This is a genomic window from Macrococcoides goetzii, from assembly GCF_002742385.2.
In the GTDB taxonomy this organism is placed as follows: domain Bacteria; phylum Bacillota; class Bacilli; order Staphylococcales; family Staphylococcaceae; genus Macrococcoides; species Macrococcoides goetzii.
The window spans coordinates 213,885-225,697 of the sequence record NZ_MJBI02000002.1 but is presented as its reverse complement, the minus strand read 5'-3'; the positions used below and the strand labels follow the sequence as shown (position 1 = coordinate 225,697).

The window sequence follows — 11,813 nt, the reverse complement described above, 5'->3', positions numbered from 1 at the left end:
GCTTACCCTCCCAATATTATTTATGTTTACGATAAATGATATGGCTACGCCCAACGTAGTTGACTGGTACACTCCAAACATGAACTAAACGCGTAAATGGCCATAATGCTGTAATTAAGAATCCAGAGATGACATGCAGTTTGAATGCTAGTGGCACATTTAACATAAATTCTGCCTGAGGTCTAAGAATTAACAAGCCTCTAAACCATTCTGAAATAGTCGCACGATAATCAAAATCTGGCGTAGTAGCATTTGTTACAATTGTTGAATAGCAACCTAAGAATACAATCAACAATAACAATAAGTTTACTAATATGTCTGAAGCAGAACTTAAATGTCTTACATTTTGATTCGTGATACGTCTTGCTGTTAATAATAACATACCGATTAACGTTACAATACCAAAAATACTTCCAATGTATACCGCTCCGATATGATAGATATGATCATTTATACCAATTGCTCTTAACCAGTTTGCAGGAATGCCAAGTCCGACAATATGTCCCATAATAACGGGAATAATACCTAAGTGAAATAGAATACTACCCCACATCAATTGTTTCTTTTCTACAAACTCACTTGATTTTGCAGTCCAGGAGAACTGATCATACTTAAATCGGAAAATATGACCGATGATAAATATAGCAATACATGCGTACGGAAAGATTACCCATAGTAATTGACTAAGCATGTGATGTCACCTCTTTTTCGTCTACTGATAGACACGCTTTACAAGTTTCACGAATAGCAAGGATTAAATTGTAGTATGGACTTTGAATTTGCTCTAACGCATTTAGTAAATTATACGTACCGTCTTCAATGACCATTAGTACAAGTTGCATACTTTCTTCAGCACGATCATCACCACGCCATTCAGCTGCATAGATAAATTCACACATTAATGGTAAGAAATCCGATAGCTCAGATGACGGCATTTCTAAACCGAACATTTCATATAATACTTTTAATCGTGCGAGCATTTGTCCGCGCTCTTTTTTGTCTTCGAACTTCACGAATGTCATATATAGTGTCGTCTTCTTCTCAAAATCGAATGTAGACGTATAGACTTCCTGTATTTCTGACAGACTAATTTCATGCATATCTTTCCAGTATTGGTTTACTGCTTCATAAGCTGGATGATTGTTATCAAACACACCTTCAAATTCTCTGGGATGAAAGTTTAATTTTTCAGGATAAACGAGCTGGTGGCTAAAAAATCCGAATGACTTTTTATACTCGTATAATTTATTTAAATCAATCACGCCAAATGCCTCCGTAGAAGTTATCTTCATACACTTCTTTTCCTGATTTACCAGCTGGTACTGGTCCACAACCATCACAATCTGCTCCGAAGTTGTCACTTGTATAACCTTCGCCACCTTGAGCGCTATACGTATTTACATAACCTTCTTTATGTGATGTTGGAACGACGAAACGATCTTCATGTTTAGCAATTGCAAGTAAGCGATACATTGCTTTTACTTGTTGTGCTGTTAAACCAACACGGTCTAAGCGTGATTCATCGAAATCTTTACCGCTTGAAATTGCTCTCATATAACTACGCATCATGGCCATTTTTTGTAATGCGCGCTTCACTGTTTCAGCATCTCCTGCTGTCAGCATATTCGCTAAATATTGAATTGGTAAACGCATTTCTTCGATTGCAGGGAAAATCATATCTGGATTCTTAATTGAATCTTTCCCTTCGAAGTAGTTCATGATTGGGCTAAGTGGTGGACAGTACCAAACCATTGGTAGTGTACGGTACTCAGGATGTAATGGGAATGCTAATTTATACTCAATTGCAAGTTTATACACTGGTGAGTTTTGTGCTGCTTCAATCCACTCCATACTAATACCATCGCGTTCTGCTTGAGCAATGATTTCTGGATCATGTGGATCTAAGAATAAATCTAATTGTGATTGATATAAATCTTTCTCATCGGTTACAGAAGCTGCTTCTAGTACTTTATCTGCATCGTATAATAACACGCCTAAATAACGCATACGACCTGTACAAGTTTCTGAACATACAGTAGGCAATCCTGCTTCAACACGTGGGAAACAGAATGTACATTTTTCAGCTTTATTCGTTTTCCAGTTGAAGTAAACCTTTTTGTACGGGCAACCTGTCATACAATAACGCCATCCACGACAAGCATCTTGGTCAACAAGAACGATACCATCTTCATCGCGTTTGTACATCGCACCACTTGGACAACTTGCCACACAAGCTGGATTTAAACAATGTTCACAAAGTCGTGGTAAGTACATCATAAATGTTTGTTCAAAATTGAATTTGATTTCTTCTTCAATTTTTTCAATGTTAGGGTCAGTTGGTCCAGTAATGTGTGCACCAGCTAAATCATCTTCCCAGTTTGGTCCCCATTCTAAGTCCATTTTCTTACCTGTAACTAATGATTCAGCACGTGCAACTGGAGAATGTTTTTTCTCTTTTGCATTTGTTAAATCTGCATAGTTGTATGTCCATGGCTCATAGTAATCTTTCATTTCAGGCATATCTGGGTTGTAGAAGATTTTACCTAAAGCAATTTTAGAAAGTTTAGAGCCTGATTTCAGCTCTAACTTTCCTTTCTTGCTTAATTGCCAACCACCTTTATATTGCTCCTGATCTTCCCAACGTTTCGGATAACCGATACCCGGTTTCGTTTCAACGTTATTAAACCACATATATTCAGCACCGGGACGGTTTGTCCACGTTGTTTTACACGTAACACTACATGTATGACAACCGATACATTTATCTAAATTCATTACCATTGCAACTTGAGCTTTAATCTTCAAGCCAATCAACCTCCTTCATCTTACGAACAGCAACATAAACGTCACGTTGATTTCCGATTGGTCCGTAGTAGTTGAATCCGTAACTAATTTGAGCGTAACCACCAACAAGTTGTGTTGGCTTTAAGTGAATACGTGTTGGCGCATTGTGTGAACCACCACGTGTATCTGTAATTTCAGAACCTGGTGTTTGAATATGTTTATCTTGTGCGTGATACATAAACATCGTGCCACGTGGCATGCGATGTGATACAACTGCACGTGCTGTCACTAAACCATTTCTGTTGTAAACTTCTAACCAATCATTATCGTTGATGTTATGACTTGCTGCATCTTCGTTGTTGATCCAAACTGTTGGACCACCGCGGAATAACGTTAACATATGAAGATTATCTTGGTATGTTGAGTGAATATTCCACTTACCGTGTGGTGTTAAGTAACGTAATACTAAGCTATCTACGCCACCTTTAATTTGTTTATCTTTTGTACCGAATACCATTGGAGGCAATGTCGGTTTGTATACTGGTAAAGCTTCTCCAAGTTGCTGGAATACTTCATGATCGATGTAGTAACTTTGACGTCCAGTTAACGTTCTAAAAGGTACTAATCTTTCAATATTTGTTGTAAATGGTGAATAACGACGACCCAGTTTGTTTGAACCCGGGAATACTGCTGTCGGAATTACTTCACGCGGTTGTGCAGTAATATTTGCAAACGTGATTTTTTCTGCTGCACGTTCTGCTGAAATATCTTTTAATTTCATACCCGTTTGTTCTTCCAAGTCTACGTATGATTTTTGAGAAACTTGACCATTCGTTGCTGAAGATACATTTAAGATAACATCTGCGACACGTTTTGCTGTATCAATTCTTGGTTTACCATTCTTCACTGTACCATCTTCATACGTTCCTACCATAGAACGTAATTCATCGTACTGCTCTTTAACGCTGAATGCGACACCGTGAGCACCGACTTTACCGTTTTCAAGTAATGGTCCAACTGAAATATATTTATCGTAAACATCTGTATATGTTCTATCTACGACTGCAAATCCTGGCATTGTCTTACCTGGAATTGGCTCAACTTCACCTTTCGTCCAATCACGAACGATACCCATTGGTGTGGAAATCTCTTGTTGAGAGTCATGCGCAAGTGGTGCAGTAACGACATCTTTAAATGTACCTGGTAAATGACGTTCTGACATTTCAGAGAATGTCTTTGCGATTGATTTATAAATATCCCAGTCACTTCTAGATTCCCAAAGTGGATCAACCGCTGGATTAAATGGATGGACAAATGGATGCATATCTGTTGAAGATAAATCATGTTTTTCGTACCATGTTGCAGCTGGTAATACGACATCAGCATATAATGGTGTTGTTGTCATACGGAAATCAAGTGCTACAAGTAAATCTAATTTACCTTCTGTATCTTCTCTCCAAGTGATTTCTTCAGGTTTCTCACGTTCATTCGGTTCAGCAAGTAAGCCATGCTTCGTACCTAATAAATGTTTCATAAAGTACTCTTGACCTTTCGCTGAACTTGAAATTAAGTTTGAACGCCATACGAATAACGTTTTTGGATGGTTTTGTTTCGCATCAGGATCTTCTACTGCAAATTTCGTTTCACGAGATTTCACAGAATCAACAGCGCGTTTCAATACTTCTTCATTCGTAAAGTTACCCGCATCACGTGCGTCTTCACCGAATAATAAACTATTTTTATCAAACTGTGGATATGATGGTAACCAACCTAAACGGGCTGCTAATACATTATAATCTGCTGGATGTTTAAACTTCACGTTTTCAGCAAGTGGTGATGTTAGCGTATCTACACCCGCTTCTTCATATTTCCATTGGTCTGTTGCAAAGTAGAACCAGCTCGTTGCATTTTGTAGACGCGGTGGGGCTTGCCAATCTTTTGCGAATGCAATAGTCGACCAACCTTCAATCGGACGACATTTTTCTTGTCCTACGTAATGCGCCCATCCCCCACCATTTACACCTTGTGTTGCACAAAGCGTTACTAAATTTAATACTGAACGATAAATCGTATCCGAGTTAAACCAGTGGTTAATACCAGCACCCATAATTATCATTGAACGTCCACCCGTATCAATTGCATTTTGTGCAAATTCACGTGCTATTTGAACAACGACTGAAGGTTTAACGCCGGCAACAGCTTCTTGCCATGCTGGTGTGTAGATTGAATCTTTATCATCATAACCTTTAGCTTCTAAAGCTGTGTTAAAGCGATTTACACCGTATTGAGATAACATTAAATCATAAATTGTAGCTACATATTTCGTTTCTCCATTTGCTAATGTTACTTTCTTTGCAGCAATCGGGCGTTTGAATGTTCCGTTGCCTGCATTATCAAAGAATGGGAACACAATTTCAACAACTTCATGTTCTTTTTCTTTAATTGTCATTGCTGGATCAATTTTTGTACCGTCAGCTGTTTCTAATTTGATATTCCATTTTACATCTTTTTCCCAACGTTGTCCCATTGTTCCATTCGGTACAACGATTTGTTTAGAAATATCATCGAATACCACAGGTTTCCATTCACTATGTTCACTTGTGTCACCTAAGTCACTTGAACGTAAGAATCGACCTGCTTTTAATGTATCTTCATGTTCATCTAACATGATTAAGAACGGCATATCTGTATATTGTTTTGCATAGTTAATGAACATCGGTTCTTGCCTTTGTTCATAGAACTCATCTAAAATAACGTGCGTCATTGCTTGTGCCAGCGCTGCATCTGTACCAGGGTTTGGCGCTAACCAGTTATCTGCAAATTTAACGTTTTCAGCATAGTCAGGTGCGACAGAAACTACTTTCGTACCTTTATAACGTACTTCTGTCATAAAATGAGCATCCGGTGTACGCGTTAATGGTACGTTAGAACCCCACATAATAATATAACCCGCGTTATACCAGTCACTTGATTCTGGTACGTCTGTTTGTTCACCCCAAATTTGTGGTGATGCTGGTGGTAAATCAGCATACCAGTCATAGAACGATAACATTTCTCCGCCTAATAATGAGATGAAACGTGCTCCAGCTGCGTAACTGATCATACTCATTGCTGGAATTGGTGTAAATCCAGCAATACGGTCTGGACCATATTTCTTAATCGTATAGATTAATTGTGCAGCAATTAGTTGTGTGACTTCTCGCCAATTAACACGTACATGTCCACCCATACCACGTGCTTGTTTGTAGCTACGTGCTTTCTCAGGGTCTTCAACGATTGATTGCCAGGCGCGAACAGGGTCTCCGTGTTCTTCTAAAGCTTGTTGCCAAAGGCGCCATAATACACCACGTACATATGGAAACTTAATACGTAATGGAGAATATTCATACCATGAGAATGATGCTCCACGTGGACACCCACGCGGTTCAAATTCAGGCATATCAGGACCACATGAAGGATAATCGATTTGTTGATTTTCCCAAGTGATAATGCCGTTCTTAACGAATACTTTCCATGAACATGATCCTGTACAGTTTACCCCATGCGTCGTACGTACGACTTTATCATGACTCCATCGTTGACGGTACATCTTCTCCCATTCACGACTCTTCTCTTCTAAAACTGACCAATTGCCATTAAATCTTTCTGTAGGTTTAAAAAAACGTAATCCCGTACCAATTGCCATTCATAACACTCCTTTAATTGCAGTTTTGCCCTCTTATCATAGATTATGAAACCTTTCACAATTGATTTCTATTGGGGATTTCCCTAAGTGTGTAGGGTAATCCCTAGGACAAACAATTGCAGGAACAAGTCTATTACAGCATATAATTTTTAAATGTACTGTAATATAATATGTATATGGGAGTTGATTGAATGAGTCATGAAGTATATCAACATAGAAAAATGATGAAATATATAGATGGAAAGCTTATAAATATTGAGGATACAATAGCGAATGAATTTCCACTAACGTTGTATGTGAATAAAGAAGAATTCGCAACAATTGTATGTACACCGAAATATTTAAGAGAACTTACAATAGGATTTTTAGCATCAGAAGGTGTCATCAGAAAATATAGTGATATAAAAAATTTTCATCTTGATGATTCTAAAGGATTATGTCATATAGAATTAACGCATGAAGTAAATACAACGCAAAGCCAGTTTACGAAGCGTATGATCAGTTCGTGTTGCGGTAAAAGTCGCCAGTTTTATTTTGTCAATGATATGAAAACGTCAAAAGTTGCTACGACAACACGTTCAATCAAACCTGATGAAATTTTTCATTTGATGCATACGATGCAAAGTCAAAGTGCAGATTTTAAAGTGACTGGCGGCCTACACAATGCTGCACTCAGTGATGGACAAGATTTCTACTTACACCGCAATGATATCGGTCGCCATAATGCACTCGACAAACTGTACGGACACTGTATATTAAATAACATCTCAATTAAAGATAAAATACTCATCTTTTCTGGCAGAATATCTTCAGAAATTTTAATAAAAGCTTCTAAAATTGGGGTCGGTATAATATTGAGTAAATCTGCTCCTACTGATTTAGCAATAGGACTTGCTGAAGACTTAAATATTACTGCTGTAGGTTTTGTACGAAATGATACATTTAATGTTTACAGTCATCCTGAAAGAATAATAACTGAATAAATAAAGTAGAGGATTTAATCATTAAGTCCTCTACTTTATTTTAATTGTATCGTACCCGCTAACTTTAGCTGTCTTCCATATGTCACTTTATATTCAATCATGTCGTTCGCCTGAAATAGATCCAGGAATAGTCGTTCGTCTACGAACACCTCATTTTTGAATGTTGCCTGGTTAGAAATCACTTCAGGAACATTGAGTAATGTCATTACTTTATGCATCACTAAATTGCCAGGCACTTTCTTTTCTATTATCATATCTCCTAAATCATCTGTAACTACTGACCAATATTGTTTTAATTCATCCAATGTGATTTGAAACTGCATGAGACACCTCTTCTATGTAAGTTGATATCACCGTTGCTTTCAATACATCTTCAAAATAATAATTTAATTCATATGTATATTGATCCACATATTTAATTGTTCTCTGATCTATCAGCTTAATTTTTACAGCATACGTTTTTTCTGCTTCTAGTTGGTTTTGTGTAATCAACTGTTTAATATGTTGACAACTTTTTCTTTCTTGATGGTATTTTGAAATATACCATGGTTTTATCAACAACACATCAGGCACTCTGAAGTCTTTTCCATTCATTATTTCCACATCTTTACGAGAAAAGCGCATTACTATCGTTTCCAAGATATTTCCCACTCTCTTATATATATTTCTTAAATCATAGGAAAAACGTAAATATGTATATGATTATCATCATATTAACATGTATAATGTAATATTTCCTTTTCTATACAGGAAAAAAAGTTTACGCATATTAATTTATGCGTAAACTTTTTTGAATAGATGGGTTATTACGTAACTTTACAGCAAGTATTGCTGCAATCAGTGCTTTTATACAATCGCCAGGGATAAAAACCATCACTGATTTAAGCGCAGTGAATAAATCCTGCTTTAAATTAAATGCCATAAACGTACCACCCATTAAATTACATAAAAATGCGCCAATTAATGCGTTAATCAGGAACACTTGCCACACTTTTGGAGACTTCATACGTTCAACAAATAGTCCGATTATAAACGCAATCAGTGTGAACGAAAGAATGTAACCTCCCGTCGGACCAAAAAATAAAGCAAAACCACCACGTCCTCCTGACAATACTGGTAGTCCAATAGCTACTAAGATTGTAAAGATAAGAACAGATAACCCTCCTAATCGACTACCCAGTAAACAACCCGCTAAAATAAAACCTAAATTCTGAAATGTAAATGGTACTGGAATACCTGGTATACTTATTGGTGGTAATAAGCCTAAAACAGCAATTAATGCGGTAAACATGCCGACAATGACCAAATCTTTTGTTTTCATAATCTTCCTCTTTTCTGACAGAATAATCTTATTATAGCAATAGTGTTAACCTAAATAAATAATAAGTTTACAATTGTATATAAAAAAACTGAGACATCAGTCTCAGCTTGAAATAATTTATTTTTCTAATTTTAACAATGCTTCTTTTAATACTTTTCTTTGGTGCTCTAAAGAAATTGGATCATTGAACCAGAAATCTTCCGCATCATACTGTACGACTTTATTATTTTTTACAGCATCCATGTTTTTCCACACTTTAGACTCAGTTACTGTATTTGAAATTTTGCCTGTATCACTAGATACAAGTACGATATCGCCTGCGTAATCGCCTAAACTTTCAGCAGAAACTTTTTTCCAGCCTGTAGGTTTAACATCTTTCGTAATTTTATCCTGCATGTTTAAATCAAAAGCCTGATAAATAATTTCTGATCCACGACCCCAGTTATCTCCGTATACATATATTTCTTTTTGGAAGAACTGGAAGATAGAATACGTTTTATCGTCTCCTAAATGTTTCTTTATCTCTTCACCATCTTTTTTCGTTTCTTCTTTCCATTGATCCACAAAAGCTTTTGCTTCTTTTTCTTTACCGACAATTTTACCTAATAATTCATGCACATCTAGATAACCATGCTTAGTATATGTAAAAGGAATTGTTGGTGCAATTTTAGCATATTTTGAATTATCTTTATCTGTATCGAACGTTAAGATTAAGTCAGGTTTCAATTTAATAATTTTTTCAATTTCACCCGCATTTAATTTTTCTACATCTTTTAATTTAGGTTTTAAAATGTCTGATTGGAATGCATACTGATCAGCACCTACTGGTTTAACACCTAAATCCAATAGATTTCCGACATAACTTGCGCCCATTACTACAATTCGTTTCGGTTGTTTCGGAATCTTGATTGTCTTACCATTATCTAATTTGAAATCTACCATTTCTGATTTCCCTGAAGTATCTTTTGTTTCTTTTTTATCACCCGTACCACCACATGCTGCAAGAACCATAATGCATGCGATTAATAACGCTAAAAACTTTTTCATTTTCCATCCTCCTAATTGAGATTGATTATCAATACCATTTAATTATAAATGCTTTCAGAAATTAATCAAATGTTATTTTCAAATTAAAATATATCAATTTTACACAAAAAGAATAGACTTGGACATCCAAGTCTATGGTTTACGCAATATTTTATTCACTATCATTCTTTCTACAGCATCATCCATCGGTGGATTATGAAGACCAGCGCGCATTGAGCGATATAATCGTTCCATAACACGTGTTTGCTCTAAGCTTTTCGCACCGAAAATACGCATACTTAAATCAATTACTTGTAGACCATTATTGACGACAATATATTTCGCAAGACCAAATGTTTCTCCTAAATCATTTGTTTTACCTGCTCTATGCATATCACATGCATGATAGATAAAGTGACGTGATTGCATATTTAATATTTCCATTTTCGCTATTTTATCCTGAATATGTGGAATTTCAGAAATAGAAGTATCGATAGAATTGGGTTGATAGTGCTTGCTAAAGTTTACCGCTTCATCTACAGCGCGCTCTGCCATACCGAGATAAATAGCAGGAATATGCATTAACCATGCATTCGGTCGACGTTCGCGGTTTACTTCCAGCAAATAATTTTTTGGTATCGTAACATTATTAAATATAATATCGTGACTCGCTGTCGCCCGCATGCCCACCATATCCCAAGTATTCACAATTTCAATACCTTCTAAATGACTCGGTACATAATAAAAGCACATCGCTTTAAGTTCAGGATTAAAAGCACCTACAATAAAGTGTGTAAGTCGCTCACTCATAGAGGCGAATGTTTTCGTACCGTTTATCACGTATTTATCATCGATGAGTTGCGCATTCGTACTTGGTTTACCACCTCTTGTCGGACTACCCATTTCACTTTCTGACACTATGCGATTCGTTATGGCACCTTTATGAATATCATCAATAAATTCAGTTATCATTGTTTCTGGCCATAAATCACCTTCAAACACTTCACCTACAATACCGAGATGCCATCCAATCGATAATGCCGTTGATTCATCGAGCTGCGCGAGTTGTGCTTGTATATAAATCAGTTCTTTAATATTAGCACCCATACCACCATGTTCTACCGGAAGTGTTAATTTGTGATAATCGTGTGCAATGAGCCAGTCTATCAATTTATGATTGAGTTCAGCATAAAGATCTGCATCTCGCGCACTCTTCTCAATCCATTCTCTATTCTGATGAAATAGATCACGCCATTTTCTTTCTAATTCTGTCTCTAAAAACAATGTTTCTTCCACTTCACTCACCTCAAATAATAATACTCATTCGGCCTGCATTCTCGTATCTTTTCTCTAATGTCTTTCTTTTCACTTTTATTAATTGTTGCTTCATCGGAAAAAGTGCCGGAAGTTTAATCCATCCAAATTTTGCCCATAATGGATCAATCATATAATAGTATTTATCATCCATACCTACAAGTAACGTAATATGTATATTAGATACGAATTCCAGCATTCGTCCTTCAACTTTAAATTCTCTCAAAATGGGCTCAACTTTAAAATGTGTGGCATAAAGTACGACAGAGTGATTATTCAAAATTGCTTGTTCTAATTCTGCCATTGATTTTCCCGTACTATCTTGCGCTGTATAATAGGGTTTTAAATAATCCACCATCACGTTCGGAAAGACAGTTTGATGCCGGTCCGTTTTGATGAAGCGTTTCGGTCCAACATAGCCTTTAAAAGGATTTGTTTTATGTTTCGGAATTTCAGCTAAAATCTTTCTTGCAGATAATTTAACACCTTTGTATCTTAATCCCATCGACACTGCTACTGCTTCACATCCTAATAGATAAAAATGCGGAAACCACTGTGTCTTTGGTTTAATATTAAGTATTAATCTATTCATTATCATCGCCGCCTGTCTCTTCTTATCTGTAATTAAATAGCAAATTCCATGAATAATCAAATATATTGTTCACATAAAAAGAGAGACTTTCGTCTCTCTAATAATGTT

Annotated in this window: 11 protein-coding genes; 1 reads left to right on the top strand and 10 read right to left on the bottom strand. The window is 36.3% G+C overall.

The features are described 5' to 3' along the window. Nucleotides 1-16: 16 nt before the first annotated feature. From narI to BFS35_RS06555, 4 genes are read right to left on the bottom strand one after another with little or no spacing between them, the layout of a single operon-like run. A complete protein-coding gene (narI, locus tag BFS35_RS06570) occupies nucleotides 17-691 on the bottom strand; it encodes a respiratory nitrate reductase subunit gamma (protein WP_099579155.1) in 675 nt (224 codons plus the stop codon). Next, the gene (gene narJ, locus BFS35_RS06565; protein WP_099579157.1) at nucleotides 684-1,262 is read right to left on the bottom strand and encodes a nitrate reductase molybdenum cofactor assembly chaperone; all 579 of its coding nucleotides are present in this window, start codon (nucleotides 1,260-1,262) and stop codon (nucleotides 684-686) included. The genes narI and narJ overlap by 8 nt, the downstream gene beginning before the upstream one ends. Next, complete coding sequence (narH, locus tag BFS35_RS06560) at nucleotides 1,255-2,805, bottom strand: nitrate reductase subunit beta (RefSeq protein ID WP_099579159.1); 1,551 nt, start codon at nucleotides 2,803-2,805, stop codon at nucleotides 1,255-1,257. Before narH ends, narJ begins: the two co-directional genes overlap by 8 nt. Continuing rightward, the gene (locus BFS35_RS06555) at nucleotides 2,795-6,469 is read right to left on the bottom strand and encodes a nitrate reductase subunit alpha (protein ID WP_407943223.1); all 3,675 of its coding nucleotides are present in this window, start codon (nucleotides 6,467-6,469) and stop codon (nucleotides 2,795-2,797) included. The genes narH and BFS35_RS06555 overlap by 11 nt, the downstream gene beginning before the upstream one ends. A gap of 191 nt (nucleotides 6,470-6,660) precedes the next feature. On the opposite strand from BFS35_RS06555, the gene fdhD reads away from it, so the two are divergent. Then, nucleotides 6,661-7,452 carry a formate dehydrogenase accessory sulfurtransferase FdhD gene (gene fdhD / locus BFS35_RS06550; protein WP_099579161.1) on the top strand — a complete coding sequence of 264 codons (792 nt, stop codon included), beginning with the start codon at nucleotides 6,661-6,663 and terminating at the stop codon, nucleotides 7,450-7,452. A 35-nt stretch (nucleotides 7,453-7,487) separates the two neighbouring features. On the opposite strand, the gene BFS35_RS06545 is transcribed toward fdhD, so the two are convergent. The 6 genes from BFS35_RS06545 to BFS35_RS06520 form a co-directional block, all read right to left on the bottom strand. Then, complete coding sequence (locus BFS35_RS06545; protein WP_099579163.1) at nucleotides 7,488-7,775, bottom strand: hypothetical protein; 288 nt, start codon at nucleotides 7,773-7,775, stop codon at nucleotides 7,488-7,490. Further along, nucleotides 7,750-8,091: a hypothetical protein gene (locus tag BFS35_RS06540; protein WP_099579165.1), complete on the bottom strand. Its 342-nt coding sequence runs from the start codon at nucleotides 8,089-8,091 to the stop codon at nucleotides 7,750-7,752. The genes BFS35_RS06545 and BFS35_RS06540 overlap by 26 nt, the downstream gene beginning before the upstream one ends. Nucleotides 8,092-8,221: 130 nt before the next feature. Continuing rightward, on the bottom strand, nucleotides 8,222-8,773 hold the full coding sequence (locus BFS35_RS06535; RefSeq protein WP_099579167.1) for a biotin transporter BioY: 552 nt from the start codon (nucleotides 8,771-8,773) through the stop codon (nucleotides 8,222-8,224). A gap of 117 nt (nucleotides 8,774-8,890) precedes the next feature. After that, on the bottom strand, nucleotides 8,891-9,820 hold the full coding sequence (locus BFS35_RS06530) for an ABC transporter substrate-binding protein (RefSeq protein ID WP_099579169.1): 930 nt from the start codon (nucleotides 9,818-9,820) through the stop codon (nucleotides 8,891-8,893). Between the two features lie 132 nt (nucleotides 9,821-9,952). Continuing rightward, a complete protein-coding gene (locus BFS35_RS06525) occupies nucleotides 9,953-11,095 on the bottom strand; it encodes an acyl-CoA dehydrogenase family protein (RefSeq protein ID WP_099579171.1) in 1,143 nt (380 codons plus the stop codon). 10 nt (nucleotides 11,096-11,105) lie between these two features. After that, nucleotides 11,106-11,705, bottom strand: a complete 600-nt coding sequence (locus tag BFS35_RS06520) for a C39 family peptidase (RefSeq protein WP_158554270.1) — start codon at nucleotides 11,703-11,705, stop codon at nucleotides 11,106-11,108. Nucleotides 11,706-11,813 lie beyond the last annotated feature (108 nt).

Excerpts from the sequence above, each read along its gene's own strand:
- BFS35_RS06530 (WP_099579169.1), bottom strand. The coding sequence starts at position 9,820 with ATGAAAAAGTTTTTAGCGTTATTAATCGCATGCATTATGGTTCTTGCA.
- fdhD (WP_099579161.1), top strand. The coding sequence starts at position 6,661 with ATGAGTCATGAAGTATATCAACATAGAAAAATGATGAAATATATAGAT.
- BFS35_RS06545 (WP_099579163.1), bottom strand. The coding sequence starts at position 7,775 with ATGCAGTTTCAAATCACATTGGATGAATTAAAACAATATTGGTCAGTA.
- narI (WP_099579155.1), bottom strand. The coding sequence starts at position 691 with ATGCTTAGTCAATTACTATGGGTAATCTTTCCGTACGCATGTATTGCT.
- BFS35_RS06535 (WP_099579167.1), bottom strand. The coding sequence starts at position 8,773 with ATGAAAACAAAAGATTTGGTCATTGTCGGCATGTTTACCGCATTAATT.
- BFS35_RS06555 (WP_407943223.1), bottom strand. The coding sequence starts at position 6,469 with ATGGCAATTGGTACGGGATTACGTTTTTTTAAACCTACAGAAAGATTT.
- BFS35_RS06520 (WP_158554270.1), bottom strand. The coding sequence starts at position 11,705 with ATGAATAGATTAATACTTAATATTAAACCAAAGACACAGTGGTTTCCG.